We start from the raw sequence: 26,571 nt of genomic DNA on the forward strand, positions 1-26,571 counted from the left end.
CAAGGCGCGGAAAACCCGGCTCAGCCGTCGACGCGGACCGGCAGCGACTCGATCCCGTACACGATCGACAGCTTGCGGAACGCCAGTTCCTCGGGCCGCACCGCGAGGCGCATGGCGGGGAAGCGCCGCACCAGCGCCGGGTAGGCGGCGCGCAGCTCCATCTTGGCCAGCTCGGCGCCGACGCAGCGGTGGATGCCGTAGCCGAAGGCGAGGTGCGAGGGCACGTTGCGGGACGGGTCGAAGCGCTCCATGTCGGGGCCCAGCTTGCCGTCCCGGTCGGCACCGCTCAGCGAGCACAGCACCACGTCGCCCTTGGCGATCGGCACGCCGGCGATCTCCAGGTCCTCGCGCGCGAACCGGGGGAAGGCCACCTGCACGACGGTGAGGTAGCGCAGCAGCTCCTCCACGTAGCGGTCGGCCGCCTCGTCGCCGTCCTTGAGGGCCGCGAAGTGCGAGTCGTCCTGGAGGAGCACCAGGGCGCCCAGCGCGAGCATGCTGGCGGTCGTCTCGAAGCCGCCGGTCAGGACGCCGTCGGCCAGGCCCGCCAGCTCCTCGTCGCTGACCGAGTCGCCGTGTTCCTTGACGATCATGCCGAGCAGGCCGTCGCCCGGGTTCTGCCGCTGCTTCTTGACCACCTCACGGAAATACGAGAGCGATTCCGATATGGCGCCGAAGGAGGCGTTGGCGCCGCTGAAAAGGTCGAAGCGGGCGGCGCTCAGCCGCTCGAAGTCCGCGCGGTCCTCGTACGGAACTCCGAGGAGTTCGCAAATGACCAGCGAGGGAATGGGCAGGGCGAACATCTCCACCAGGTCGACCGGGTCGCCGGAGGCGCCGGCCTTCTCCATGGCGTCCAGCCGCTCCTCCACGATCTCGTGGATACGGGGCGTGAGCCGGTTGAGGCGGCGCATGGTGAATTCGGGCGTCAGCAGACGGCGCAGCCGGGTGTGCACCGGCGGGTCGGCGAAACCGAGGCCGCCGGGGTTCTGGTCGGTGCTGGCGCCGGCCTGCCCGATGAGGTTGGTGAAGTCGGAGCTGAAGGCGTTGCCCTTGCCCAGGACGGCCTTGACCTCGTCGTAACCGGTGACCAGCCACACATTGGCGGCGATCGGCACCGGCAGCTTGCTGATGGGCTCCTTCTCCCGCACCGTGGCCAGCTCGCCCACCGGGTCCAGTCCGTCCCGCCGCAGCGGCATCAACACAGACTCGGGCAAGAAAGACATCCGAGACAGGTCGAAGCCCTTCTTCCGTGTCCTTGCCATATACAGGCGGCCGGCCCAGGCGATGATCCGGGAACGGAGAGTCGTCATGACGCTAATACTGCCTTTCGTCGAGGGGGACGGTCACCCGCCCTCGGCGGGCCCCGGTAAGGGCTGCCGAACGCCGGGACATCCGCTCGGCGTTCGCGGATGTGACGTGCGCCATGGACCGGTCGGCCGCATCCAGCGTGACGAGCTCAGCCTTGTATATGTGTGCGCGTGGTCTTGAGGGCGAGTTTACAAACTGCCATTGCGCGCAATCACGGAACAACCCCTGTTCGCCCCCTAGGGGCTTCCCCGGAGGCGGCCGCGGCACGGCCCGGTCCGCGCGAACCGGCCCTGCTCGCGGGCCAGTAGGCCGCCGCGCCACGACGCGCCGCCGGGGTCGTGAAGCTGCCGGGCGTCATGGATGAAAGCCAACCGTACGCGGGGTGCGCGGCCCACCGTTTCCGTCACGGGCGAACGAGGCAACCCGCGCACCGTTCCACGCGTCCACCCCGCCCGGCCGGGGAGGTGGCCGGACACCACCGGGCCCGTCCGACGCCGTACGGCCGCGGAAACCGTACCCGCCCGGCCCCGGCATCGTGCCCGCCCGCCCCCGCGGCCCGGGGCGCCGCCGGGCCCGCTCTCCGGGCGACCGCGCCCGTACGCCCCTTGCGCACAGCCGTGCGCGCGACTCCTGCCCACCCACCACTCCCCCGGTCGGCGGACACGACCCACCGACCGGCGGCCACGCCGCACCACACCCACCCCGCCCAACCCGACATAAAGGACATAAGCCCCAACGCTTGCTACGTTGCCTGTCATGACCGCACCCACGGCGGACGCTCCCCCACCGGGCCTGAGGATGCCCGGACGCCGGGGCACCGAACTGGCCCTCCTCGCCGGCGCCGTCCTGATCAGCGTCTGCGGGTACATCGACGTCGGGCTCGCCCGGCAGAACGCCGTCCCGGGCGACGCCGCGAGCTACGGGGCGGGCCTGGCCGCGCTGGCCCTCCTGGGTCACCTCGCCGTCAGGTTCCGCGCACCGTACGCCGACCCCCTGCTGCTCCCCATCGCCATCCTGCTGAACGGGCTCGGACTGCTGCTGATCTTCCGGCTCGACCTGGAGACGCCCGCGGACCGGGCCTCCCCCACCCAGCTCGTCTGGTCCGCACTCGGCGTCGGCCTGTTCGCCGCCGTCGTCCTGCTGCTGCGGGACCACCGCACTCTCCAGCGCTACGCCTATGTGTCGGTCGCCGCCGGCCTGGCCCTGATGGTCGTCCCGATCTTCTTCCCCGCCGTGAACGGGGCCAAGATCTGGATCCGGGTGGCGGGCTTCTCCTTCCAGCCCGGCGAGTTCGCGAAGATCCTCATCACCGTCTTCTTCGCCGCGTACCTGGCGGCCAACCGCAACGCCCTCGCCCACACGGGCAAGCGGATGTGGAAGCTCCAGTTCCCCACCGGCCGGGTGCTCGGCCCGGTCGTCGCCGTCTGGCTGGTCAGCGTCGGCGTCCTGGTCCTCGAACGCGACCTGGGCACCTCGCTCCTCTTCTTCGGCGTCTTCGTCGTCCTGCTGTACGTGGCCACCGGCCGCACCGGCTGGATCGCGGTGGGCCTGCTGCTCGCCGCCGCCGGTGCCGCCGCCGTCGGTGTCCTCGAACCGCATGTGCACAGCCGGGTCGCGGACTGGCTGCACCCGTTCGCGAGCATCACGGCGGGCCGGGGCGCGAGCCAGCTCGCCCAGTCGCTGTTCGCCTTCGCCGCCGGCGGCCTGCTCGGCACCGGCCTGGGCGAGGGCCACTCCGCCCTCATCGGCTTCGCCATGAAGTCGGACTTCATCCTGGCCACCTACGGCGAGGAACTGGGCCTGACCGGCCTCACCGCCCTCTTCCTCCTCTACGCGCTCCTGGTGGCCCGCGGCTTCCGGGCCGGACTGGCGCTGCGCGACCCGTTCGGCCGGCTGCTGGCCGTGGGCCTCGCCTCCCTCCTGGCCGTCCAGGTCTTCGTCATCGCGGGCGGCGTGATGGGCCTGATCCCGCTGACCGGCATGGCGATGCCGTTCCTCGCCCAGGGCGGCTCGTCCGTCGTCACCAACTGGGTCATCGTGGCGCTGCTCATCCGGGTCAGCGACAGCGCCCGCAGACCGCACCCGGACGCCACGGAGACCGGGGTGATCGCGGCGGCGGGCCCCGCAGGCGCCCGGACCGGCGCCTCCGCCCCACCGTGCGAGGAGGACGACCTCCCGTACGGATACGGATACAGGGGCGGCGGCGGAGCCGAGGACGACCGCGACGACACCCCCGACGCCCCCGATGACCAAGACGCCTCCGACGACCAAGGCAGCCACCGGTGAACCGCTACATCCGCCGCGCCAGCGTCTTCTGCCTGATCCTGCTCGTGGCGCTGCTCCTGAACGCCGCCCGCGTCCAGGTCTTCGAGGCCGGGCGCTACGACGACAATCCCGCCAACCGGCGCGCCGCGCTGGCCCGTTACAGCCAGCCGCGCGGGGACATCCTCGTCGACGGCGAGCCGGTGACCGGCTCGCGCGACAGCGGCGGACAGCTACGGTACGAGCGGACGTACGCCGAGGGGCCGCTGTACGCGCCCGTCACCGGCTATGCCTCCCAGGTCTACGGCACCTCGCTGCTGGAGAACGCCGAGGACGACGTGCTGTCCGGCACCGACCCGCAGCTCGCGCCGGTCCCGCTGTGGACCGACATCAGCCGCGCGCAGCAGCCGGGCGGGGACGTGGTCAGCACGGTCGACGCGGCGGTGCAGCAGGCCGGGTTCGAGGGGCTGGGCGGCAAGAAGGGCGCGGTGGCCGCCGTGCAGCCGCGCACCGGCAAGATCCTCGCGCTGGTCAGCACGCCGTCGTACGACCCGAACGACCTGTCCGGCACCGAGCGGTCCGTGGCCGACACCTGGAACCGGCTCAACCGGAGCGACCGCCAGCCGATGATCAACCGGGCCCTGAAGCAGACGTACCCGCCGGGCTCCACCTTCAAGGTGGTCACGGCCGCGGCGGCGCTGGACCACCGGAAGGTCACCGACATCGACGCGGCCACCGGCGCTCCGGACCCGTACACCCTTCCGGGGACGTCGACCCGGCTCACCAACGAGGCGGGCGGCTGCGCGAACGCGTCGCTGCGGCACGCCTTCGAGGTCTCCTGCAACACCGTCTTCGCCCGCCTGGGCGTGGCCGTCGGTCTGGACGGCATGGCCGGGACCGCGGAGAAGTTCGGCTTCAACGACGCGGACCTGAAGATCCCCTCCACCGCGGCCCGCAGCGTCTTCGACACCGACATGGACGACGCGCAGCTGGCCCTCTCGGCCATCGGCCAGTACGACACGACGGCCACCCCGCTCCAGATGGCGATGGTCGCCGCGGCCGTGGCCAACGACGGCGAGGTCAGATCCCCCTATCTGGTGGACAAGGTGACCGACGCGCACGGCGCCACGGTCTCCGTCACCCGGCAGAAGACCTTGCACCGGGCCATGAGCCGCGGCACCGCGCGGCACCTCCAGGAGATGATGACCGGCGTGGTCACGCGGGGTACCGGCACCGGCGCCGCGATCGACGGCGCCACGGTCGGCGGCAAGACCGGCACCGCCCAGCACGGGGTGGACAACAAGGGCACGCCGTACGCCTGGTTCGTCTCCTGGGCGAAGAAGGACGGCGCGGCCGACCCGGCGGTGGCCGTGGCGGTGGTCGTCGAGGACGCGGCCGCCGACCGCGCGGACATCAGCGGCGGCGGCAGCGCGGCGCCGATCGCCCGCGCGGTGATGCGGGCCGCGCTACGGTGACGTACGGGGGCGTACGGGAACGCACGGGAGCGCGCGGAAAGCCGAAGCCACGATGCGCAGGGGGACGCATGGGACAGCCGGGACACGCACGTCCAGGACAGCCGGGACACCGACAGCGGGCCGGTGACCGGGCCCTCCTGACGCTCACCGAGGTGGAGGCGCTGGCCCGCCGGGCCCACGAGGGGCAGACGGACAAGGCCGGCCGCCCGTACGCGGAGCACCTCGCGGCGGTGGCCGCGGGCGTACGGGCGCGCGGCGGCAGCGACGAGCAGGTTGCCGCAGCCTGGCTGCACGACGCGGTCGAGGACGGCGCGCTCACGCCCGCGTGGCTGGCCGGCGCCGCGCTCACCGCGCGCACCAAGGCGATGGTCCGCGCGGTGACCAAGCGACCGGGGGAACCGGTCGAGGCGTACACGGCCCGCATCCTGGCCACGCCGGGCGCGCTGCTGATCAAGGAAGCGGACCTGGCGCACAACGCGGACCCGGCGCGGCTCGCGGTGCTGGACGCCGCGACGCGGGAGCGGCTGACCGTGAAGTACCGCCGGGTCCGGGGGCTGCTGGGGCTGGCGTGAGGCGCCGCCGGGGTGCCCGGGGCCGGCTCCCGGCGTCGGCGCGAGACGCCACCGGCGCCGCCCGGCCCGCCCCCGGTCCACACCCCGGACACCACCCCCACAAAGCTGCCCCCTACAGCTAGCCTGCCCGCCATGACCACCTCGGAGCCCTCGGACCCCACCGCCCCCACCACTCCCTCGGCCCCTTCAGCCCCCTCGGCCCCTTCAGCCCCCTCGGCCCCCGGAAGCCGGGTCGTCGCGGCCCTCCACGACGCGAGCGTCCGCCGTCTCACCACCGGGCAGGTCATCCTCGACAGCATCGACTGGACCGTACGCACCGGCGAGCACTGGGCCCTGCTCGGCGCCAACGGCGCGGGCAAGACCACCGTCCTGCGGCTGGTCGGCGCGCTGATGTTCCCCACGACCGGTGCGGTCGAGGTGCTCGGCCACCGCCTCGGCACCGTCGACGTACGCGAACTGCGCGCCGCGATCGGCCTGGTGTCCAGCGCGCAGAAGGTGCCTCAGGACGCGGCCGGCCACACCGTGGTGCTGACCGGTGCGACCGGCACCGTGCAGCCGCTCTGGGGGAAGTACGACGACACCACCCGTGAGCGCGCGCACGAACTGCTGGCCGAGCTGGAGTGCAAGGATCTGGCGGACCGGCCGTACGGTGTGTGTTCCGGCGGCCAGCGGGCCCGTCTCCTCATCGCCCGTGCGCTGATGGCCGACCCGTCGCTGCTCCTCCTGGACGAGCCGTTCAACGCACTCGACCTGCCGTCCCGGGAGGACCTGATCGACACCATGCACCGCCTGGCCGAAGGCCGCCCCGGCCTGTCGACGGTCACCGTCACCCACCACTTGGAGGAGCTCTCCCCCGCCATCGGCCACGCACTGCTGCTGCGCGAGGGCCGCGTGCAGGCACAGGGCCCGGTGGCGGACGTCCTCACCGGCGAGCGCATGACGGCGTGCTTCGGCCGGCCCGTGGAGGTGACCCGCCACGACGGCCGGTGGCTGGCGCGCTCGGGGCGCCGCTGACCGTCCAACTGAGCAGCCTTGACAGCGCGGCGCGGTACGCGGCCGGGCCGCGCTCTCAGGCCGGGTCCCCGTCTTCCCCTTCCTCCCCCCGTGCGATCGTCTCCGTCACCTCACCGGCCCGCGCGCGCTCCTCCTCCGCGAAGCGCTCCGCGTCGAGCCGTTCGGCCAGTTCCTCGTCCTGGGCCATCAGCTGATCCAGGTTGGAGTCACCGAGGTCGAAGACGCCCATGTCCACGTACGCGCGCTGGAGGCGTTCGCCCCACAGGCCGATGTCCTTGACGCACGGGACGATGCGGCTGAAGAGCAGTTTGCGGAAGAGGTGGAGGAATTCCGAGTTCTCGGTGAGGTCGGCGGCTTCCCGGCGGGGGACGCCGAAGTTCTCCAGGACTTCCAGGCCGCGCAGCCGGTCGCGCATCAAGTAGCAGCCCTCGATGACGAATTCCTCGCGTTCGCGCAGTTCGGCGTCGGAGAGCTGCTTGTAGTAGTCGCGCAGTGCCAGCCGCCCGAAGGCGACGTGCCGGGCCTCGTCCTGCATGACATAGGTCAGGATCTGCCGGGGGAGCGGCTGGGTGGTGGTGTCGCGGATCATGCCGAAGGCGGCCAGCGCGAGGCCCTCGATCAGTACCTGCATCCCGAGGTAGGGCATGTCCCAGCGGGAGTCCCTGAGGGTGTCGCCCAGGAGCGCCTGGAGGTTGTCGTTGACCGGGTAGAGCATCCCGATCTTGTCCTTGAGGAAACGGCTGTAGATCTCGGCGTGCCGGGCCTCGTCCATGGTCTGGGTCGCGGAGTAGAACTTCGCGTCGAGGTCGGGGACGGTCTCCACGATCCGCGCGGCGCAGACCATCGCGCCCTGCTCACCGTGCAGGAACTGGCTGAACTGCCAGGCCGCGTAGTGCTGCCGCAGTTCACCGCGTTCCTTGTCCGACATCCGGTCCCAGTACGGCGTGCCGTACAGGGAAACCGATTCGTCCGGGGTACCGAGCGGGTCGTACGGGTCCACCTCCTGCGCCCAGTCGATGCGCAGGCCGGCGTCCCACTGCTTGTCCTTGCCCTTCTGGTAGAGGGCCAGCAGCCGCTCGCGGCCGTCGTCGTACTCCCAGCTCAGACGGGCCGGACTGCCCGCCGGTACGGTCCACCGCTCCGCGCCCGGGTCCTGTGTGTACAGCTCGCGGCTCGACACCTGTGCCTCCTCGCTTCGCTTCCCGGCCCCCGTACCGGAGACGGTCGTTGGCAGGCTCACACGGACTTACCGGCGGGTCAACAATTCGCGCGCAGGGGATTGACGGGCTTGCTGACAAGCAGTCTCATAAGACGTGACCGCGGGTAACCCACGAGCGAGGTAGCCACAGCCATGACGACCGTGACGACAGCGAACACCGTGACGGAGCCGGACGTCCTCCGGGACGCCCTCGGGCTGCTCAAGGACCGCGAGCAGGTGGCGGAACGACTGCTCGACTCCTCCGCGAAGCACTCCTTCGACCCGGACACCGAACTCGACTGGGACGCGCCCCTGGAAGAGGGCAAGTGGTTCTGGCCGCCGGAGCTGGTGTCCCTCTACGACACCCCGATGTGGAAGAAGATGTCCGAGGAGCAGCGGATGGAGCTGTCCCGGCACGAGGCCGCCTCCCTGGCCTCGCTGGGCATCTGGTTCGAGATCATCCTGATGCAGCTACTGGTACGGCACATCTACGACAAGTCCGTCACCAGCGCACACGTCCGCTACGCCCTGACCGAGATAGCCGACGAGTGCCGGCACTCGAAGATGTTCGCGCGCATGATCCAGAAGGGCGAGGCGCCCGCGTACCCCGTCTCCCGCCTCAACCACAATCTCGCGCGCATCCTCAAGACGGTCTCCACGACGCCCGGTTCGTTCGCCTGCACGCTGCTCGGCGAGGAGATCCTGGACTGGATGCAGCGGCTGACCTTCCCGGACGAGCGGGTCCAGACGATCGTGCGCGGCGTCACCCGCATCCACGTCGTCGAGGAGGCCCGTCACGTCCGGTACGCCCGCGAGGAACTGCGCCGCCAGATGGTCACCGCGCCGCGCTGGGAGCAGGAACTGACCCGCGTCAGCTGCGGCGAGGCGGCCCGCGTCTTCTCCATCGCCTTCGTCAACCCGCAGGTCTACACGAACGTCGGGCTGGACCGGCGGGAGGCGGTCGCCCAGGTGAAGGCCAGCGGCCACCGCCGCGAGGTGATGCAGTCCGGCGCGGGCCGGCTGACGGAGTTCCTCGACGACATCGGCGTCCTGCGCGGCGTGGGCCGCAAGCTCTGGAAGAGTTCGGGGCTGCTGGCGTAACCGCCGGACCGCGGCGGCGATTCGGGCCGGAGCGCCCGGCGCCGCACCGGCGTGCCCCGGGTCCGGTGCGGGCCCGGGGCGCACCGGCGCGACGCGGACCGCGCACGCGGACGCACCCGGCCCCCCGTACCCGCCCCGGCGCTTTCCCCGCAGGCCGGTTACGCTGCTGGAATGAACGGCAGCGGCACCGCCCCAGCAGTACCCCGACCCGCCTACCGCAGGCTCAGCGTCGAGCAGCGCCGCTCCCAACTCCTGACCGCCGCCCTGAGCCTGTTCGCCCAGCGTGCCCCCGAGGACGTGTCGCTGGACGACGTGGCGGCCGCCGCGCAGGTGTCCCGGCCGCTGGTCTACCGCTACTTCCCCGGCGGCAAACAGCAGTTGTACGAGGCCGCCCTGCGCAGCGCGGCCGACATACTGGAGGGCTGCTTCGACGAGCCGGAGGACGGTCCGCTGACCCGACGCCTCGGGCGGGCGCTCGACCGCTATCTGGCGTTCGTCGACGAGCACGACGCGGGGTTCAGCGCCCTCCTCCAGGGCGGCAGCGTCGTCGAGACGGCCCGGACGTCCGCGATCGTCGACGAGGTGCGGCGCACCGCCGCCGAGCAGATCCTGCACCACCTCGGCGCCGCGTCCCCCTCGCCCCGGCTGCGGATGGCGGTCCGTACGTGGATCACGGCCGTCGAGGCCGCCTCCCTGATCTGGCTGGACGAGGACAAGCAGCCGCCGCTGGACGAACTGCGGGACTGGCTCGTCGACCACTTCGTCGCGCTGCTGACCGCGACGGCGGCCACCGACGAGCAGGCCGCGCGGGTGGCGCGGTCGGCGCTGGCGATGGAGACCGCCGAGGGGCCGGTCGGCGAGCTGGCCCGGCGGATCCTGCCGATCGTGGCCGACGCGGCCCATCTCCTGTGAGCCGGGGCCACTCCGGCGCGTTTCCGCTCCGGCTGGCCTGACCTGCGCTTTCACCGGGCTGTCCATCGATGTGAGACTGGTGGGGTGAGAAGCGAGAACACCCCGTTCGTCGGCGGCCCGCTGGACGGGCGGGTGCTGCCGGTCCTCGTCGGCGCGACCGGCCAGCCGCCGAAGACGTACGAGATCCCGGTACCGAACGACGACGGCCGCCCGCCGACGGTGCACCTGTACCGGCGTGCGCCGGGCCGGGTGGGGCGGCTGGGCCTGCCCCGGGGCTGGAAGTACGAGTACGACCCGGCGGGCCGGCCGCCGGGCGGCCCGAAGTGGCCGTGGACGAGGCGTCGTTGACCGCACGGCCGACGCGCACCGGCCGTACGGGGCGGTAACCTCGGCCGCCCGCCACCCCCACTTGGTCCGGACCATTGACACTACTGGTCTAGTCCTGTTTGCTGCCTGCCCAGGGGGAGCCGCTTCTGCGCCTCCCTGGCAAGGCCCCACCCCGCAGGGGCGGCCCCCTCCAGCACCTTCGGCATCCGCGTACGTCCCCTCCGTACCGCCGTCGACAAGGAGCCCCCATGTGCCGCAGCCGTACCCGCAGTCCCGGACCCGGCCCGTCCAGGAGACCGCTGACCGCCACCCTCGCCGCCGCGGCCGCCGGTCTCCTCGGCGCCACGGCCCTGTTCGTCACCCCCGCCCAGGCCGGCCCGCCGCCCGCAGCGGCCGCCACCGCCGCACCGGCCGCCCGCACCCAGGCCCTCCCCGAGCACGCCCTCGTCGGCTACCTCCACGCGAGCTTCGCCAACGGCTCCGGGTACACCCGCCTGGCCGACGTCCCGGACAGTTGGGACGTCGTCAACCTCGCCTTCGGCGAGCCGACCTCCGTCACCTCCGGCGACATCCGCTTCTCGCTCTGCCCGAAGACCGAGTGTCCGGGCGTGGAGACCGAGGCCGAGTTCACGGCCGCGGTCAAAACGAAGCAGGCCGCGGGCAAGAAGGTGCAGATCTCGATCGGCGGGCAGAACGGGCAGGTGCAGCTCACCACCGCCGCCGCCCGCGACCGGTTCGTCCAGTCGGTCGGCGCGATCATCGACCGGTACGGGCTGGACGGTCTGGACATCGACTTCGAGGGCCACTCCCTCTCACTGGCCACCGGCGACACCGACTTCAAGCACCCGAAGACCCCCTCGATCGTCAACCTGATCTCGGCGGTCAAGACCCTCAAGGCCCGGTACGGCGCCGGGTTCACCCTGACCATGGCGCCGGAGACCTTCTTCGTCCAGCTCGGCTACCAGTTCTACGGTTCGGGGCCCTGGGGCGGCCAGGACCCGCGCGCCGGCGCGTACCTGCCCGTCGTCCACGCCCTGCGGGACGACCTGACCCTGCTGCACGTACAGGACTACAACTCCGGCCCGGTCATGGGCCTGGACAACCAGTACCACTTCATGGGCAGCGCGGACTTCCACATCGCGATGACCGACATGCTGCTGACCGGCTTCCCGGTGGCCGGCAACCAGAACAACGTCTTCCCCGCGCTCAAGCCGTCCCAGGTCGCCATCGGCCTGCCCGCCTCCCCGTACGCGGGCAACGGGTACACCGCCCCCGCCGAGGTCACCAAGGCCCTCAACTGCCTCACCCGGGGCACCGACTGCGGCAGCTACCGGACCCACGGCCGCTGGCCCGGCATGCGCGGCCTGATGACCTGGTCCGTCAACTGGGACCGGTTCGGCAGGTGGGAGTTCCAGAGGAACTTCGACGCGTATTACGGGCGCTGACAGCCCCTCAGCAGCACGTCCGTGCCGCCACCGGGCGCCGGGACACGCCCCCGGCCGCCGATCGGGTGACCGTACCGCTCCGGTGGCCCCACCCCCACGGCGAAGATACGACCACCGTGGCACGATCCGAACGAACCGGGCGGCGGACCGCGGGTCCGCCGGAGTCGTAGCTGTCCGTCGGAGGTGGGTTCGTGTCGCAGCGGTGCACGTCGGAGCGGTCCGGGCCGGGACGGGCCGGGCACGATCGGTCCGGCCCGGGGCGGCCGGGACCTTGGCGGCCGGGGCCGTCCCGGCTCGTACGGTCGGTCTGCGCGACGGCGCTGGCGGGCGCGGTCGCCCTGGCCCTGCCCGCCGCGCCCGTGCACGCCGTACCGGAACCGGACCCGGCCGCGACCGGAGCCCTGGAACTGCCGGACGGACCGGACACACCGGACGGACCAGCCGCCCCGGATTCACCCGTCGGACCGGACGGACCGGACGGACCCGAGGACCCTGAAGCAACCGACTCCGGCGAGGACCCGTCTCTCCGTCGCCTGCTGACCCGCCTCCAGGACCTGTACCGGCGGACCGAGCAGGCCACCGAGGCGTACAACGCCACCGAGGAGGACCTCAAGGCCCAGCGCAAGGAGTCGCAGGACCTCAACGTCCGGCTGGCCCGGGCCCGGACCCGGCTCGCCGACGGTCAGGCCGACGCGGGACGGCTCGCCCGCCAGCAGTACCAGGGCGGCGCCGCCGCCGGACTCTCCACGTACCTGCGCATGCTGCTCTCCGCCGACCCGCGGGAGGTACTGGAGGAGGGCCACCTCTTCAAGGAGGCGGCCGGCAGCCAGGCCGCCACCGTCGCCCGGCTCACCGGCAACGAGAAGCGGGCCGACGAGCTGGCGAAGGCGGCACGCGCCGCGCTGGACGAGCAGCAGGTGCTCACCGAGCGGCGCCGCCGGCAGCGGGACGCGGTCGAGGGCCGCCTCAAGGAGGTCGAGGAACTGCTCTCCACGCTCTCCGAGGACCAGCTCGCCGAACTGGGCCGGATGGAACAGCAGGGCACGGACGAGGCACAGCGCAGCCTGCTGTCCTCCGGGGAGCTGAGCGGGTCCCGGGCACCGTCGGCGCACGGCGACCGGGCCGTGCGGTACGGCCTCCGGCAGGTCGGCAAGCCGTACGTCTGGGGAGCGCAGGGCCCCGGCTCCTTCGACTGCTCCGGCCTCACCTCGCAGGCATGGTCACACGCCGGGCGTCCCATCCCGCGCACCAGCCAGGAACAGTGGCGGCGGCTGCCGCACGTACCGCTGCGGGCGCTGCGCCCGGGCGACCTGGTGATCTACTTCCCCGGTGCCACGCACGTCGCGATGTACCTGGGCGACGGCATGGTGGTCCAGGCGCCCCGCCCCGGCGCCCGGGTCAAGGTCTCCCCCGTCGCGTCGAACCCCCTGCTGGGCGCCGTCCGCCCGGACCGCGGCGCTTCGCCCCTGCGCGCCTACGCCCCGCCGCCGCTGCCGGACGACGCGACGGCGGGCAGCGACACGGGCTACGGCTCGGCGACGGGCCCGGCCTGACCGAGCGGGCACGGGCGCAGCACGCCCGTACGCGCCCCCGAGGAGGAACGACGACCCGGACGCGGGCGGGCGAGCGGTTGCACGACGCCTACACCTTTGCAGCCAATCGGTCATCCAGAGGGCACCGTGCGCGCACATTCCCGCCGTGAACTTGCCCCATGGCTTCGAATCCCACAGCTCCCCCGATCGCTGCCCCCGCCGATGCCTCCGCCTCCGTGACCGCCCCCGTACCCGCTCCCGCCAGGCCCGGCGGCCCACTCCTTCGAGGGCTGCCCCGCACCGTCGTCACCCTCGCCACGGGCACCGCCGCAGGCGCCCTGTCCGCCTACATCGCCATCGCCGGCGACGGGGACGGCATGACCGTCGACGCCGCTTCCCGCCTGGCCTCCGGCTACCTCCCGTACGCGGTGATCGTCTTCGTGCTCGGCGTCACCGCCCCCGGCGCCGTACACGCCGTGGCCCGGGCGACGCTCTCCCAGGTGATCATGGTCCTGGCCTACTACACGTGGAAGCCGATGATCTCCTTCAGCAGGACCCCCACCATGGCCACGCACTACGCCCAGCAGTGGCTCCTCGTGGCCGTCACTGCCGTCCCACTGGCCGCACTCGCGTCCTACGCACTCCGCAGAGCGCTGAAAACTCTTCTCTGAGAGGAGAAGGCGAGGACGCGCTGCGCGACGTTCTCTTCACCGGCTTCGGCCCGGGGCAGGCACAGGGCGGGGGCGCCGAGGGTTCGCCGGGCGCCCTCGCCCTGTTGCCGGCCAGGGACCCGTCAGGCTCCGGTCACCGAAGCCAGGTACGCCTCCGCCTTCTCCGGCTCGAAGAAGAAGTTGTCGAAGTCCGCCGGGTCGTTGAAGCCGTTCGCGAAGCGGTCGGCGACGGGCTGGAGTTGGCCCGCTGCCCCGATCAGGTTGAGTACGTGCTCGGGCGGCGGCGCCAGCATCGCGTTGGTCCACCTGGTGACGTGCCGGGCGGTCTGCCAGTAGCGGTCGAAGGCGGTCTGCATCCACTCCGCGTCGAAGGGGCGGTCGCCGTGCTCGATGATGGAGGCGAGGTAGGAAGCGGCGCACTTGGACGCCGAGTTGGAGCCCTGGCCGGTGATCGGGTCGTTGGCGACGACGACGTCCGCGACGCCGAGGACCAGGCCGCCGGAGGGGAGCCGGCCGACGGGGTTGCGCACGGTGGGGGCGTACCGCCCGGCCAGGGTGCCGTTGGCGTCGGTCAGCTCGACCTTGGTGGCGCGCGCGTACTCCCAGGGGGTGAAGCGCTCCATGAGTTCCAGGGTCGTCGCCAGGTGCTCGTCGGGGTCCCGCACGCCCGCGAAGACGTCCAGCGGGCCGCCGGGTATGCCCTCCCAGAAGAGGATGTCGGCGCGGCCGGAGTTGGTCAGCGTCGGCATGATGAACAGCTCGCCGACGCCCGGTACGAGGTTGCAGCGCACCGCGTCGAAGTCGGGGTGCTCGGGGCGGGGGGCCAGGCCGTGCACGTACGCGACGGACAGCGCGCGCTGCGGGGCGTCGTAGGGGGAACGGGAGGCGTCCCGGCCGAACATCGACACCAGTTCGCCCTTGCCGGCGGAGACCAGCGTCAGGTCGTAGCGGCTCGCGAAGAAGTCGAGGTCGGAGACGGCGGCCCCGTGGATGACCAACTGCCCGCCGCGCTGTGCGAAGGTCTCCATCCAGCCGGCCATCTTCAGGCGCTGGTCGACGGACTGGGCGTAGCCGTCCAGCTTGCCGACCCAGTCGACGGCGCGCTGGGTGCCGCCGGGCTCCGCGTGGCTTCCGGGGGCGGCCACCGAGACGCCGAGGCCCTCGATGCGCGGGGCCTGGCTCTCCCAGAAGTTCAGCGCGAGGTCGCGCTCGTGCTGGAGCGCGGTGTGGAACATGCACTGCGTGGACATGACCCGGCCGGAGCGGATCTCGTCCGCGGTGCGGTTGGACATGAGGGTGACCTCATAGCCCTGGGCCTGGAGCCCGAGGGCGAGCTGGAGACCGGACTGGCCGGCTCCGACGATGAGTATCTTCCGCATGGTGGTGCTCTCTTCCCAGATACGGGGGGCGGCGGTACGGGGGCGGCTCGGGGGCTATTCGGGAGTGGCTTCGAGGGCGTGGGCGACGAGGGCGAGCAGCGACTCGACGACCGTGATCCGCCGACGCGCGTCCATGACCACGACGGGCACGTGCGGCGGCACGGTCAGCGCCTCGCGCACGTCCTCGACGGCGTACGCGGCCGTCCCCTCGAAGTGGTTGACGGCGACGATGTACGGCAGGCCGCAGCTCTCGAAGTAGTCGAGCGCGGGGAAGCAGTCGTCCAGCCGGCGGGTGTCGGCCATCACGACGGCGCCGATCGCGCCGCGCACCAGGTCGTCCCACATGAACCAGAACCGCTGCTGCCCCGGCGTACCGAACAGGTACAGCACCAGGTCGGAGTCGAGCGTGATCCGCCCGAAGTCCATCGCGACCGTGGTGGTGGTCTTGTGCGGGGTGGCGGACAGATCGTCCGTCCCCTCGCTGGCCTGCGTCATCACCGCTTCGGTCTGCAGGGGGGTGATCTCCGAGACCGAGCCCACGAACGTCGTCTTGCCCACGCCGAAGCCGCCCGCCACCACGATCTTGGTCGCGATGGGGGCGCGGGAACGATCCGTCTGCCAGCTCTGCAGCCCCGCCTCGTCGTCGACGGCGGGCGCCCCGGCCCCGGCGGATTCACGCGGCGCTCCGGCCACCCCGGCCGTACCGGCCGTCATCGTGTCAGAGCCTGCGAAGTCCACCCAATACCCTTTCGAGCAGCGCGCGGTCCGGCCGGCCGGTGCCGTGCCCGGTGCCGTAGACGCGGATCTTTCCTTGGTCGGCGAGGTCGCTGAGCAGGACGCGGACCACGCCCAGCGGCATCTTGAGCAGCGCGGAGATCTCCGCCACCGAACGCATCCGGCGGCACAGCTCCACGATCGCCCGCATCTCCGGCATCACCCGGTCGCCCCAGCCGCCGGACGTCAGCTCCCGCCGCTCCTCGGGAGCGTCCAGCGCCGCCACGAACGTCTCCACGAGCAGGACGTGGCCGAAGCGGGTGCGCCCGCCGGTCAGCGAGTACGGGCGCACGCGCGAGGGTTTCCGGTCCCCGCCGCGTACCGGGAGCTGGGGTGCGGTGCTCACTGGGCGCTCTCCATCGACTTGCGCAGCTCGCTGCGGAGTTCGGGGGTCAGGACGTGGCCGGCCCGGCCGACGAACAGCGCCATGTGGTAGGCGATGACGCTCATGTCGCAGTCCGGCGTGGCGTGCACCCCGAGCAGCGAGCCGTCGCTGACCGACATGACGAAGAGGCTGCCCTCCTCCATCGCGACCATGGTCTGCTTGACCGTTCCGCCGTCCATCAGCCTGGCGGCACCCGTGGTGAGGCTGCCCAGCCCGGAGACGATGGTCGCCAGGTCCGCGCTGGACCCGCGGGGACCCGCCGGGGCACCGGGCCGTCCGGCCGGGGCGGCCGCCGAGGCCGCTCCCGGGTCGGAGGAGAGCAGCAGCAGCCCGTCGGAGGAGACCACGGCCACCGAGCGGATGCCCGGCACCTCGTCGACCAGGTTGGTCAGCAACCAGTGCAGATTCCGTGCCTCACTGCTCAGTCCGTAAGCAGTCGGCGCTTGCGCCTTCAATCGCGTGCCTCCTCGACAACGTGGCTCTGTCCCGGGGCCCCCGCTCCGTCGGTGTCCGTCTGTGGGATGGTCTGCTCCGCTGTACGTTCCGCGATCTCGGCCTCGACGTCGCGCCGGCCGTCCCGCGCCCCCTGCTGGAAGCCGCCGAGCCGGGCCCGCAGCGACTCGGCGGTGGCCGCCGCGTTGCCCGTACGGGGGGTGGCGGGCGGCTTCCGCGCCACGATGCGCGGTGTGCGCTTGGGCAGGCCCTGGTCGGTCAACCGGGGCCGGCGCGGTGCGTCGGCGCTCTCGTCCTCGGCGGGTGCGGCGCCGGGCCGGGCGTGCTCGCCGGTTCCGGTGGCGTACGGGACGGCCGTGCCGGGGCCGCCGGTCGTGTCCGAGGCCGGGGCCGCGACGCCGGAAGGTGCCGCTCCGGGCGCCTGGGGCGCCGCTTCCGCGGGCCGGTCGTGCTCCGCGGTCTCCTTGGCGTACGGGCCGGGCGACCGCGGACCGTACGGGCTGGTCGCGGGCGCCTGGGCGTCGCCCGCCACAGGGTCGTCACCCGGTGCGGTGCCTGCGGGCGTCCCGGAGCCGGTGGGCACGTCGGTGCCTGCGGGCGCCTCGGGACCGGCGGGCACACCGGTGCCGATGGACGCCTCGGGACCGGTGCTCGAACCGGTGCCCGCGGGCGCCTCGGGCGTGGCCGCCCCCACCGCGCGTTCCGCCGCCTCGACCAAGGGGTCGTCCGCGTTCGCGCCCGTGCCGGCGTGCGGCCGCCCGGCGTCCCTACCGCCCTGTTCCAGGCGCGGCAGCCGCGTCTGGAGCGTGTTGGAGTTGGCCTCGGCGACCGAGCCCGGCAGGTTCTGGACGGCCTCGCCGGGCGGCGGAGGCGCGACGGAGCCCGGCGCGGGGCGGGTGGGCAGGATGGCGGCGGGCAGCACGACGACGGCCGTGATCCCGCCCTGCTTCTGGTCGCGCAGTTGTACGCGTACACCGTGGCGGGCGGCGAGCCGTACGACGACGTACAGGCCGAGGCCCAGCGTCTCGTCCGCCGTGTCCAGGCTGTCGCCGCTCCCGGACCCGTCCGCGAGGCGGCCGTTCAGCTCCGCCAGCCGGTCCGCGGTCATCCCTATGCCCTCGTCCTGCACGGAGAGCATGACCTCGCCGCTCTCCAGCAGCCAGCCGGACAGCTCGACATGGGCGTCCGGCGGGGAGAACGCGGTGGCGTTCTCCAGGAGTTCCGCGACGAGGTGGCTGATGTCGTCGGCGGCGAACCCGGCGACCTGGGAGTGCGGCGGCAGCGACTGGACGCGCACCCGCTCGTACTGCTCGATCTCGCTGATCGACGCGCGCAGCACGTCCAGCAGCGGCACCGGCCCCGGCTGCCCGGCGCTGTGCTCCGTACCGGCCAGGACCAGCAGGTTCTCGCTGTTGCGCCGCATCCGGGCGGCGAAGTGGTCCAGCTTGAAGAGGGTCTCCAGGCGGTCCGGGTCCTGTTCCTTCTGCTCCAGCGACTCGATGACGGTCAGCTGGCGCTCGACGAGGTTCAGGGTGCGCAGCGCGAGGTTGACGAACCGGCCGTGCACACCGGTGCGCAGGGCCGCCATCCGCTCGGTGAGGTCCGCGACCTCCTGGCGCAGCGACTCCCGCTCCTCCTGGAGCACCTCGCGCTCGGCGGCCAGCCGCTTGCGCCCGCCGACCAGCCGGGCGCGTTCGCCCTCCAGTTCGGCGGCCCGGCGGGCGGCCTCGCCCACCTGGGCGTGCAGGGCGTTGACGGACCGTACGGCGTCGGCGAACTCGTCGTTGCGGCCCTTGAAGGTGACCGGCGGCTCGCCCGCCGGGTCGGCCGCCACCCGCCCGGCGCCCAACCGCAGCGCCGCGAGCGGCCGGGTCACCGAGCGCCATGCGGAGACGCTGGCGCCGACCGCCAGCAGCAGGCAGACGCCGACCAGGGCGATACGGATCTCCATCGCCGTCACGTCGTCGTCGCGCAGCGCGCTCAGCCGGTCGATGTCGGCGGTGGCCATCGACGCCTCGACGCCGCGCATCAGGCCGATCCGGGCGGTGAGCGCGGTCTTCACGCGGGCGCTGCTCAGCCGCTGGTCGTCGGCGTCCAGGCGGGGCTGGTCGGTGAGCTTGGCGAGGTAGCTGTCGGCGGCGTTCACGTCGCCGCCGTTGACGGTGCGGTCGTAGGCGTCCCGGGCCTTGGTGCTCGCGGACTGCTTGAACGCGGCCAGCGCGGCCTGTTCCCGTACGTACGCCTGCTGTGCGGCGGCGGTCAGCCGGGCCTGCGGACCGCCGGCGGCGAGGGCCGGGACGAGCAGGGCGCGGGTCGCGGCGGCCTGGTCGGTGGCGCGGCCGAGCTGCGGCAGGGCCCGTACGTCCGGGGCGACGTCGCTCGCGCGGGCGGGCAGGTCGCGGGCGATGGCGTCGGAGAGCGCGCCGAGCGCCTGGACGGCGGCCGTGTAGGCGCCGAAGGTCTCGGTGACCTGGCCCGGCCCGGACAGCGCCTTCTGGCGGGTCTGCGGCAGCGCGGCGAGGAGCTTGTCGGCCGCCCGGTACGTCTCGGTGGCGCCGGCGGCGCCGTGGGACGCGGCCCGCAGTTCGGCGATCTGCCGGTCCACCCGGGCCCGCTGGGCCTCCGGGAGCCCGGCGCCGCCGGACTTGGCGGAGCGGCCGCCCGCGACGTACTCGGTCATCGCGTCGCGCTCGTCGGCCAGGGAGTGGGCGAGGGTGACCGCGTGCGCGTTCAGGCCGGCCAGGTCGACCAGCTGCTGGGAGTCGTGGACGTCGTCCAGGGCGGAGACGACGGCGGGCGCGCCGGCCCCGAGGACGGCGAGCGCGGCGACGGCCACGGCGCCCACGAGCCGGTTGCGCACGCGCGCGCGCCGGCCGGCCGGGGCGGGAGCGGGGGCAGGGACGGTGGAGGCAGGGACCGCCGGGGCCTTCTTCGGGGCGTTCCCGGGGTGGTTGTCAGGGGTGCGCGCCGGGCCGGCCGTGTCGGTCATGGCGTCGGTCACAGGGGGCGTCGTGGCCGTCCCGGGAGGCGCACCGGCCCCCGGCGGCACGCCCGGTCCCGCGCCCGGCGCCGTACCCGAGAACGAACCGGCCGGTGTTCCCGGCCCGACCGCGCCGTCCCGAAGCCGCTTCTTCCGCACCGCTGCTCGCATTCCTGTCTCGCCTGCCCACACCGTGTGGTCCCGCGGACCCGGTTCGCTCTCGCTCGCGGCGCGTACCTGTGCGAAAACCGCAGCGATTCACACGTCCGCGAGGGAAGCAGCCCGGCTCTGCGCGTCGCGACGAGTGAGCTGGCGCCTCCCATGATCCGGGCCACGACCATTCCACCGGCATCGCGCAGCGGCCCGGCAACGTACACCCGGCCACTCGAATGAGTGAACATCAATCGGAAGTTGACCATCAACTTCCGATCACGGCCGCTCCGGGATGCAACCTCGCGCAACCCCCGAGCGGGTTTGGAGAACCGTGCGGCTCCTGGAAAGATGCCCGCCCGCACCCCGGGAGACCGCGATTTTCAGCCCCACCTCACGCCTCTGACCTGCTGATACACCCCGGAGCCCGGCGAAGTCCGCACACCGCGGGAAACCGGACGCGCTGCGGCAGACTTGCCGCCATGCGCATCGAACTGGCCACCGAGCCGGGAGACCCCCAACACCCGAACGAGGACTACGCGTCCGTCGCCCTGCCCGCCTCCGGCCAGGGCGGAGTCATGGTCCTCCTGGACGGCGTGACCCCGCCCCCGGACGGGACCGGCTGCACGCACGGGGTGCCGTGGTACACCGCGCGGCTCGGCGGAGCCATGCTCGAACTGTCCGGTTCGTTCCGGGATATGACGCTCCCTGAGGTGCTTTCGGCCGCCATCTCCCGGACGGCCGAAGTTCACCGGTCAGGCTGTGACCTTTCTCACCCCCGTACACCGCAGGCAACCGTGGTGGCCGTCCGGTGGTCGCCGGCCACCGTCGAGTACCTGGTGCTGTCCGATTCCGTCCTGCTCGCCGAGCATCCGGACGGTACGGTACGGCCGATTCTGGACACCCGCCTCGACGAACTGCCGCCCGCCGTGCAGGCCCTGCGCGACACCGTACGGGCCCTGCCACGCGGCTCCGCCGAACGCGTCGCCGCAGGCCGCGAGTACGGAGCGGCCGTGGAAGCGCTGCGCAACGCCGAGGGCGGGTTCTTCACCGCCGCGGCCGACCCGGCGGTGGCGGCGCGCGCGGTCACCGGCTCCCTGCCACGCACCGGAGTACGGGCGCTGACCGCGCTCAGTGACGGCGCGTCACGATGGGTCGAGGTGTTCGGCGAAGGCACGTGGGCGGACTGCTTCGCGGTGGTGCGCAAGGAGGGGCCGCAAGCGCTGGTCGACCGGGTGCGGGCACTGGAGGACACCGATCCGCACGGCGCGCGTTTCCCTCGCGGCAAGTCCCGGGACGACGCGACGGTGGTACTGGTCGAGCCGTGATCCGGCCGGTCGGGGCGGCAGTTGCCGCAGGCCCTCCCGTACGGCTGGAAAGGGCCTGTCACGGTGGGCGCCGTCCGGCCTAGCTTCGACTACGTGACCAGTTTCGACATCTGGTCACGCAGTCAGGAGGAGCCGTGCAGGCCGACGAACGCGCGGAACGGGGCGAGCGCATCCTGGACGCCGCGTGCGAGCTGCTGCTCGCCTGGGGCTACCGCCGCGTGACCGCCGACGAGATCGCCCGCCGGGCGGACGTCGGCAAAGGCACGGTCTACCTGCACTGGAAGAACAAGGACGCGCTGCTGCTGGCCGTGGTGCTCCGCGCCAAGGCGACGTACCACCGCAGGCAGTTGGACCGGATGCGGACCGACAACCGCTGCATCCTGCCCAGCCGGGCGCTGCGCGGGTCCCTCCTGGACTTCATGGACGACCCGGTGCTGCGCGCCCTCCACCTCGACGACTCCGACATCCTCGGGCGCCTGAACGACGTCGCCAAGAAAGAACTCGTGGAACTGATGGAGGCGAGCCACGAGACGCTGCGCTCGCAACTGTCCACCCTGCGCGCCCACGGCCTGGTGCGCGAAGACCTCAGCGTCGACCAGCAGATATACGTCTGCATGGCGACGGTCAACGGTTACGTCCAGGCCGAGGTGCTGCTTCCCGACCGCGCTCCGGGCGCTCCGGAGGAGCGGGCCGACCTGCTGTGCCACACGGTCCGCACCGCGCTGGAGCCGGCCGGCGACCCCGACCCGGAGGCCCTCACCGCGGCGGCCCCCGCCGTCATCACGCGCTACGCGCGTCTGGAGGAGCTGAGCCGACAGGAAGTACGGCGCCGGCTCCGTCCGTGACCCCGGTCACACCTGATCAGGAGGAGAACGCACGATGACCACATCGCCCGCCGAGTCCCGAGCGGCCACCCCGCCCGACTCCACCGCCTCCCCCTCGACCGCTTCCGCCCCGGCCGCCACCCCTTCGGCCGCCACCCCTTCGGTCACCACCGACGGCACCACGCTGCCCTCCTACGTCGGCCTCCACCCGGGCGAGCCGAACCTGATGGAACCGGAACTGCTGGACGACCCGTACACCGGCTACGGCGCACTGCGTGAGCAGGCCCCGCTCGTCCGCGCCCGGTTCCTCGACGACTCGCCCATCTGGCTGGTGACCCGCTTCGACGTGGTGCGCGAGGTGATGCGTGACCCGCGGTTCGTCAACAACCCGACCCTGGTGCCCGGTATCGGCGTGGGCCAGGACCCGCGCGCCCGGCTGATGGAGCTGTTCGGCATCCCCGAGCGCCTGACCCCGTACCTCGCCGACACCATCCTCACCAGCGACCCGCCGGACCACACCCGGCTGCGCCGCCTGGTCTCGCGCGCCTTCACCGCACGCCGTATCCAGGACTTGCGGCCGCGCGTCGAGCGGATCACCGACGAGCTGCTGGAGCAGTTGCCGGGCCACGCCGAGGACGGCGTCGTCGACCTCGTCGAGCACTTCGCGTACCCGCTGCCCATCACGGTCATCTGCGAGCTGGTCGGCATCGACGAGGAGGACCGGACGCTGTGGCGGCGGTTCGGTACCGACCTCGCCTCGCTGAACCCCAAGCGCATCGGCGCCACCATGCCGGAGATGATCGCGCACATCCACGAGGTGATCGACGAGCGGCGCGGTGCCCTGCGGGACGACCTGCTCAGCGGGCTCATCCGGGCGCACGACGACGACGGCGGCCGGCTGAGCGACGTCGAGATGGTCACCATGGTCCTGACCCTGGTGCTGGCCGGTCACGAGACCACCGCCCACCTCATCAGCAACGGCACCCTCGCCCTGCTCACCCACCCCGACCAGCGGCGGCTGCTCGACGAGGACCCGGCGCTGCTGTCGCGCGCGGTCCACGAGCTGATGCGCTGGTGCGGGCCGATCCAGGCCACCCAGTTGCGGTACGCCACCGAGGACACCGAGGTCGCCGGTGTGCAGGTCCGCCAAGGCGACGCCCTGATGTTCAGCCTCGTCGCGGCCAACCACGACCCGCGGCACTACACCGGGCCGGAGCGGCTCGACCTGACGCGGCAGCCGGCCGGCCGCGCCGAGGATCACGTCGGCTTCGGGCACGGGATGCACTACTGCCTGGGTGCCTCCCTCGCCCGGCAGGAGGCCGAGGTGGCCTTCGGCAAGCTGCTCACCCGCTACCCGGACCTGGCCCTCGCCCTCACGCCGGAACAGTTGGAGGAGCAGGAACGCCTGCGGCAGCCCGGCGCCTGGCGCCTGCGGCGGCTGCCGCTGAGGCTGCATGCGGAGAGCTGAGCCGTACGGAGAGCCGGTACGGAGCGTCCTGCACGGAGAGGCGCGCACGGGAAGGCCCGTGCGGGGAGGCCCGTGCGGGGAGGCCCGTGCGGAGGGTCCCGTACACGCTGCCGGCCGCCCGCGGAGGAGGCGGCCGCCACGGACGGCCGGCTGAGCGCCGGCGCGCGGCCCCGCCCCGCGGCGCGCGCGGGGGCCCCCCGGGCGGCCCCGGGGGCCCGCCCGGCGCGGCGCGCCTGCCGGCCCCCCGCCCCCGCGCCCGCCGCCCGGCGCGGCGCGCCCGCCCCCGGCCCGCCGGCGCTCAGCCGTTCCCGCCCTTGCCGCCGCGCTCGCCCCTGGCGGCCGCCCCGCACCCCTCTTCCGCGTCCTGCTCCGCGTTCAACCGGTGGAGCAGGCGCGCCAGTTCCGCGACCTCGCGGCGGTCCCAGGAGGCGAGCCGCCGCGCGTACTGGGCGCGGCGGCTGTTGCGTACCCGGCCGAACCGGTCGTGCCCCTCGTCGGTGAGGCGGACCAGCACGGCCCGGCCGTCGGCCGGGTCCGGCTCGCGGTCGATCAGACCGAGGTCCTCCAGGGCGCGCAGTTGCCGGCTCATGGTCGCCTTGCCCACGCCGAAGTAACCGGCCAGTTCGGTGGCGCGCTGCTGCCCCGCGTCGGCGAGGCGGACGAGCAGGCCGTACGCGGCCGCCTCCAGCTCCGGGTGCACCTCCCGGGCCAGCTCGCCGGAGGTGGCCCGGGCACGGCGCAGGAAGACCGCCAGCTCCCGCTCCAGGGAGAGGAACACCTGGTCCACACCACCGGGTTCGTCCGTCCCTGCCACGCTGTCGGGTCTGGTGTTGTGCACGTCGGCGCCCTCTCCCGCTTTCCGTACCGTGAAAGTTTCCTGCGGCGGCGGCCGAAGCCGCAGCTTGTCCAGTATTTCGCAGGATTAGACCAACGGAAGCCCGGCTCCCCTCTTTGCCCTGTGCATCTACGCGCGTACCGTCAGCGGCACGTTCTTGGCATGCTCACACCACACAGCCCGGTACGGCCGCGCCACTCCCCTCGTTTCCCCCCGTTCGGCTCCGCGCGCCCCGCGGCGCGCCGTGGCCCGCCCGGCCGGCCCCCTCAGGTCAGTTCACCGAGATGCTCGGAGGCACGTATGCCCGTGCACAGATCCGGCCGCCCCGCCGTCCGCCGCCCGCGCTCCTTCGCGGCCCTGGCGGGGACGTTCCTCACCGTCGCCGCCCTCCTCCTCGGGCTGCCGGGCACCGCCGGCGCCGCCCCGTACGGCGCCGTCCCCGAACCCGCCCACCCCGGCCTGGACTGGGCCGGCTCCCAGGTCGCCCGCCACGAGGGCGACGCGCCGGGCGAGGCGCCACCGCCCACCCTCGCCTCCGTCGAAGGTGTCGACGTCAGCAGCCACAACGGCAACGTCCCCTGGCAGACCCTGTGGGACTCCGGGGTCCGCTTCGCCTACGTGAAGGCCACCGAGTCCACCGGCTACACCAACCCGTACTTCGCCCAGCAGTACAACGGCTCCTACGACGTCGGCATGATCCGCGGCGCGTACCACTTCGCCACCCCGGACACCTCCGGCGGCGCCGCCCAGGCCGACCACTTCGTGGACCACGGCGGCGGCTGGTCCAAGGACGGCCGCACCCTGCCCGGCGCCCTCGACATGGAGTACAACCCGTACGGCTCCACCTGCTACGGCAAGAGCGCGGCCGGCCTGGTCGGCTGGATCAAGGACTTCTTCGCCACCTACAAGGCACGCACCGGCAGGGACGCCCTCATCTACACCTCCACCACCTGGTGGAAACAGTGCACCGGCAACTACGCCGGCTTCGGCTCCGTCAACCCCCTGTGGATCCCCCGCTACGGCTCCTCGGCCGGCGAACTCCCGGCGGGCTGGGCCTTCCACACCGTCTGGCAGTACACGTCGTCGGGCCCCACGGTCGGCGACCGGAACCGGTTCAACGGGTCGTACGAGCGGCTGAGGGCGCTGGCTGACGGATGAGGCGGTGGGTCCCGGGGCGGGATACCGCCGGGGCCCCTTCATCGCCGGCAGCCCCGGGGAAACCCGTCGGTTTCCAACGTCAGCCCGAGTGCCGTGCTCGTCAGGCCGACGGGAGCGCCGAATTCCCCGCTCAGCCGCGACCGGTACGCGCCGTTCTCGGGGAGGGCGTGGAGGTGCCACTTCGCGGTGTACGGGGGTCCACGATCAGGTGGACGGGGACATGGCCCTCGGCACAGGCGGCTCTCTTCGGCCCGTAATCGTAGGGCCCGGTTTCACGAGAGATGACCTCAAGGACGAATTCGACGTCCCGATAACGCCAATGCCCTTCGCCGTCCGGCTCCGCCCCGTCCGACAGCTTGAAGCGCGGTCGCTGCCGTCACCCGGCTCATGCGTCGATGCGCCGTCACTCCCGGCCGGATTCCGCCTGTCCAGCGAGAGGCCGACGACCGTGTCGGTCAGGTCGACCGGGTCGCCGGACTTGATGGCCGGACCGAGGCGGTAGGTGCCGTCCTTGGGGGCCGTGTAAAGGTGGCACTGCCCCAGGTACGGATCGGCAATGAGGTGGACGGGCACTCCCGCCATGGCGTAAGCGTCCTTCTTGGGGCCATGGACGTTGCGCGACGTGTCCCTGGAGATGACTTCGGCGACGAATTCGATGTCCTGGTACCGCCAGCGCCCCTTGTCGTCCTTCTCCGCACCGTCCCGCAGCGCGACCACGTCGCAAGCGAAACCGTTGAGGTGGCCGGGGAAGTCCAAGCGGGCACCGGACTTCACTCGCTTCCGCGGGTGGTGGGACCTCAATTGATCGTGAATCGCGGCGATGATGTCCCAGTGGTTGTCCCCTTGCGGCGACATGAAAACGGCCCCCTCGACGATCTCTGCCTTGTAGCCCTCGGGGACGGGCATCCGCTCCAGCCAGTCGAACATCATGTCCGGGCTGAGCACGTCGCTGTCGGCCATCTCGATCTCGATCCTGTTGTCGGTCAGCTCGACGGTCACCGTGCGCTCCTCCCCACCGCCGCG

At 72.7% G+C, this 26,571-nt stretch carries 21 protein-coding genes and 2 pseudogenes; 14 read left to right on the forward strand and 9 right to left on the reverse strand.

What is annotated here, in order from left to right; translation table 11 throughout:
- Nucleotides 1-20: 20 nt before the first annotated feature.
- Nucleotides 21-1,259, reverse strand: coding sequence for a cytochrome P450 (locus AB0A97_RS08915; RefSeq protein WP_361147360.1), 1,239 nt, complete (start codon nucleotides 1,257-1,259; stop codon nucleotides 21-23).
- 802 nt (nucleotides 1,260-2,061) lie between these two features.
- On the opposite strand from AB0A97_RS08915, the gene AB0A97_RS08920 reads away from it, so the two are divergent.
- The 4 genes from AB0A97_RS08920 (at nucleotide 2,062) to AB0A97_RS08935 (ending at nucleotide 6,628) form a co-directional block, all read left to right on the forward strand.
- Entirely contained in the window at nucleotides 2,062-3,591 is a 1,530-nt protein-coding gene (locus AB0A97_RS08920) for an FtsW/RodA/SpoVE family cell cycle protein (protein WP_361146562.1), read from the forward strand.
- The gene (locus AB0A97_RS08925) at nucleotides 3,588-5,042 is read left to right on the forward strand and encodes a penicillin-binding transpeptidase domain-containing protein (protein WP_361146564.1); all 1,455 of its coding nucleotides are present in this window, start codon (nucleotides 3,588-3,590) and stop codon (nucleotides 5,040-5,042) included. Before AB0A97_RS08920 ends, AB0A97_RS08925 begins: the two co-directional genes overlap by 4 nt.
- A gap of 68 nt (nucleotides 5,043-5,110) precedes the next feature.
- Complete coding sequence (locus AB0A97_RS08930; RefSeq protein WP_361146566.1) at nucleotides 5,111-5,614, forward strand: HD domain-containing protein; 504 nt, start codon at nucleotides 5,111-5,113, stop codon at nucleotides 5,612-5,614.
- A gap of 132 nt (nucleotides 5,615-5,746) precedes the next feature.
- Entirely contained in the window at nucleotides 5,747-6,628 is an 882-nt protein-coding gene (locus AB0A97_RS08935) for an ATP-binding cassette domain-containing protein (protein WP_361146569.1), read from the forward strand.
- A gap of 55 nt (nucleotides 6,629-6,683) precedes the next feature.
- Here AB0A97_RS08935 and AB0A97_RS08940 read toward each other — a convergent pair whose 3' ends face one another.
- Nucleotides 6,684-7,808, reverse strand: a complete 1,125-nt coding sequence (locus AB0A97_RS08940) for a ferritin-like domain-containing protein (protein WP_361146571.1) — start codon at nucleotides 7,806-7,808, stop codon at nucleotides 6,684-6,686.
- A 171-nt stretch (nucleotides 7,809-7,979) separates the two neighbouring features.
- Between AB0A97_RS08940 and AB0A97_RS08945 the strand changes: the two genes are divergently transcribed.
- The 6 genes and pseudogenes from AB0A97_RS08945 to AB0A97_RS08970 all read left to right on the forward strand — a co-directional run bounded on the left by AB0A97_RS08945 (nucleotide 7,980) and on the right by AB0A97_RS08970 (nucleotide 13,814).
- The gene (locus AB0A97_RS08945; RefSeq protein WP_361146573.1) at nucleotides 7,980-8,927 is read left to right on the forward strand and encodes a diiron oxygenase; all 948 of its coding nucleotides are present in this window, start codon (nucleotides 7,980-7,982) and stop codon (nucleotides 8,925-8,927) included.
- Between the two features lie 171 nt (nucleotides 8,928-9,098).
- Entirely contained in the window at nucleotides 9,099-9,839 is a 741-nt protein-coding gene (locus tag AB0A97_RS08950) for a helix-turn-helix domain-containing protein (protein WP_361146576.1), read from the forward strand.
- An 84-nt stretch (nucleotides 9,840-9,923) separates the two neighbouring features.
- The gene (locus AB0A97_RS08955) at nucleotides 9,924-10,187 is read left to right on the forward strand and encodes a hypothetical protein (RefSeq protein WP_361146579.1); all 264 of its coding nucleotides are present in this window, start codon (nucleotides 9,924-9,926) and stop codon (nucleotides 10,185-10,187) included.
- A 407-nt stretch (nucleotides 10,188-10,594) separates the two neighbouring features.
- Nucleotides 10,595-11,611: pseudogene (locus tag AB0A97_RS08960) on the forward strand (chitinase); the annotation flags it as partial.
- 191 nt (nucleotides 11,612-11,802) lie between these two features.
- Nucleotides 11,803-13,164 carry an NlpC/P60 family protein gene (locus tag AB0A97_RS08965; protein ID WP_361146582.1) on the forward strand — a complete coding sequence of 454 codons (1,362 nt, stop codon included), beginning with the start codon at nucleotides 11,803-11,805 and terminating at the stop codon, nucleotides 13,162-13,164.
- 158 nt (nucleotides 13,165-13,322) lie between these two features.
- Entirely contained in the window at nucleotides 13,323-13,814 is a 492-nt protein-coding gene (locus AB0A97_RS08970) for a hypothetical protein (RefSeq protein WP_361146585.1), read from the forward strand.
- A gap of 122 nt (nucleotides 13,815-13,936) precedes the next feature.
- Here the strand turns inward: AB0A97_RS08970 and AB0A97_RS08975 are convergent, their stop codons facing one another.
- Genes AB0A97_RS08975 through AB0A97_RS08995 form a run of 5 tightly spaced genes read right to left on the reverse strand, consistent with a single transcriptional unit; the run spans nucleotide 13,937 to nucleotide 19,806 of the window.
- Nucleotides 13,937-15,193 carry a styrene monooxygenase/indole monooxygenase family protein gene (locus tag AB0A97_RS08975; RefSeq protein WP_361146588.1) on the reverse strand — a complete coding sequence of 419 codons (1,257 nt, stop codon included), beginning with the start codon at nucleotides 15,191-15,193 and terminating at the stop codon, nucleotides 13,937-13,939.
- Between the two features lie 54 nt (nucleotides 15,194-15,247).
- A complete protein-coding gene (locus tag AB0A97_RS08980) occupies nucleotides 15,248-15,907 on the reverse strand; it encodes an ATP/GTP-binding protein (RefSeq protein WP_361146591.1) in 660 nt (219 codons plus the stop codon).
- Nucleotides 15,908-15,911: 4 nt separating this feature from the next.
- Nucleotides 15,912-16,313, reverse strand: a complete 402-nt coding sequence (locus AB0A97_RS08985) for a DUF742 domain-containing protein (RefSeq protein WP_361146594.1) — start codon at nucleotides 16,311-16,313, stop codon at nucleotides 15,912-15,914.
- Nucleotides 16,310-16,807 carry a roadblock/LC7 domain-containing protein gene (locus tag AB0A97_RS08990; RefSeq protein ID WP_361146597.1) on the reverse strand — a complete coding sequence of 166 codons (498 nt, stop codon included), beginning with the start codon at nucleotides 16,805-16,807 and terminating at the stop codon, nucleotides 16,310-16,312. Before AB0A97_RS08990 ends, AB0A97_RS08985 begins: the two co-directional genes overlap by 4 nt.
- On the reverse strand, nucleotides 16,804-19,806 hold the full coding sequence (locus tag AB0A97_RS08995) for a nitrate- and nitrite sensing domain-containing protein (protein ID WP_361146599.1): 3,003 nt from the start codon (nucleotides 19,804-19,806) through the stop codon (nucleotides 16,804-16,806). The genes AB0A97_RS08990 and AB0A97_RS08995 overlap by 4 nt, the downstream gene beginning before the upstream one ends.
- A gap of 611 nt (nucleotides 19,807-20,417) precedes the next feature.
- On the opposite strand from AB0A97_RS08995, the gene AB0A97_RS09000 reads away from it, so the two are divergent.
- The 3 genes from AB0A97_RS09000 to AB0A97_RS09010 all read left to right on the forward strand — a co-directional run bounded on the left by AB0A97_RS09000 (nucleotide 20,418) and on the right by AB0A97_RS09010 (nucleotide 23,555).
- A complete protein-coding gene (locus AB0A97_RS09000) occupies nucleotides 20,418-21,263 on the forward strand; it encodes a hypothetical protein (RefSeq protein ID WP_361146602.1) in 846 nt (281 codons plus the stop codon).
- A gap of 134 nt (nucleotides 21,264-21,397) precedes the next feature.
- Nucleotides 21,398-22,108, forward strand: coding sequence for a helix-turn-helix domain-containing protein (locus AB0A97_RS09005; protein WP_361146604.1), 711 nt, complete (start codon nucleotides 21,398-21,400; stop codon nucleotides 22,106-22,108).
- Nucleotides 22,109-22,142: 34 nt separating this feature from the next.
- Nucleotides 22,143-23,555, forward strand: a complete 1,413-nt coding sequence (locus tag AB0A97_RS09010) for a cytochrome P450 (RefSeq protein WP_361146607.1) — start codon at nucleotides 22,143-22,145, stop codon at nucleotides 23,553-23,555.
- A 298-nt stretch (nucleotides 23,556-23,853) separates the two neighbouring features.
- On the opposite strand, the gene AB0A97_RS09015 is transcribed toward AB0A97_RS09010, so the two are convergent.
- On the reverse strand, nucleotides 23,854-24,393 hold the full coding sequence (locus AB0A97_RS09015) for a MarR family transcriptional regulator (RefSeq protein ID WP_361146610.1): 540 nt from the start codon (nucleotides 24,391-24,393) through the stop codon (nucleotides 23,854-23,856).
- A 297-nt stretch (nucleotides 24,394-24,690) separates the two neighbouring features.
- On the opposite strand from AB0A97_RS09015, the gene AB0A97_RS09020 reads away from it, so the two are divergent.
- On the forward strand, nucleotides 24,691-25,548 hold the full coding sequence (locus AB0A97_RS09020; protein ID WP_361146613.1) for a lysozyme: 858 nt from the start codon (nucleotides 24,691-24,693) through the stop codon (nucleotides 25,546-25,548).
- A gap of 429 nt (nucleotides 25,549-25,977) precedes the next feature.
- Here AB0A97_RS09020 and AB0A97_RS09025 read toward each other — a convergent pair.
- A pseudogene (locus AB0A97_RS09025) lies at nucleotides 25,978-26,508 on the reverse strand (Uma2 family endonuclease); the annotation flags it as partial.
- Nucleotides 26,509-26,571 lie beyond the last annotated feature (63 nt).

Source organism: Streptomyces sp. NPDC045470 (genome assembly GCF_040646595.1).
In the GTDB taxonomy this organism is placed as follows: domain Bacteria; phylum Actinomycetota; class Actinomycetes; order Streptomycetales; family Streptomycetaceae; genus Streptomyces.

Bases quoted from the DNA above. Each gene is read 5' to 3' on its own strand.
- AB0A97_RS08915 (WP_361147360.1), bottom strand. From the start codon at position 1,259: ATGGCAAGGACACGGAAGAAGGGCTTCGACCTGTCTCGGATGTCTTTC.
- AB0A97_RS08920 (WP_361146562.1), top strand. From the start codon at position 2,062: ATGACCGCACCCACGGCGGACGCTCCCCCACCGGGCCTGAGGATGCCC.
- AB0A97_RS08930 (WP_361146566.1), top strand. From the start codon at position 5,111: ATGGGACAGCCGGGACACGCACGTCCAGGACAGCCGGGACACCGACAG.
- AB0A97_RS08935 (WP_361146569.1), top strand. From the start codon at position 5,747: ATGACCACCTCGGAGCCCTCGGACCCCACCGCCCCCACCACTCCCTCG.
- AB0A97_RS08945 (WP_361146573.1), top strand. From the start codon at position 7,980: ATGACGACCGTGACGACAGCGAACACCGTGACGGAGCCGGACGTCCTC.
- AB0A97_RS08950 (WP_361146576.1), top strand. From the start codon at position 9,099: ATGAACGGCAGCGGCACCGCCCCAGCAGTACCCCGACCCGCCTACCGC.
- AB0A97_RS08970 (WP_361146585.1), top strand. From the start codon at position 13,323: ATGGCTTCGAATCCCACAGCTCCCCCGATCGCTGCCCCCGCCGATGCC.
- AB0A97_RS08975 (WP_361146588.1), bottom strand. From the start codon at position 15,193: ATGCGGAAGATACTCATCGTCGGAGCCGGCCAGTCCGGTCTCCAGCTC.
- AB0A97_RS08980 (WP_361146591.1), bottom strand. From the start codon at position 15,907: ATGACGGCCGGTACGGCCGGGGTGGCCGGAGCGCCGCGTGAATCCGCC.
- AB0A97_RS09000 (WP_361146602.1), top strand. From the start codon at position 20,418: ATGCGCATCGAACTGGCCACCGAGCCGGGAGACCCCCAACACCCGAAC.
- AB0A97_RS09010 (WP_361146607.1), top strand. From the start codon at position 22,143: ATGACCACATCGCCCGCCGAGTCCCGAGCGGCCACCCCGCCCGACTCC.
- AB0A97_RS09020 (WP_361146613.1), top strand. From the start codon at position 24,691: ATGCCCGTGCACAGATCCGGCCGCCCCGCCGTCCGCCGCCCGCGCTCC.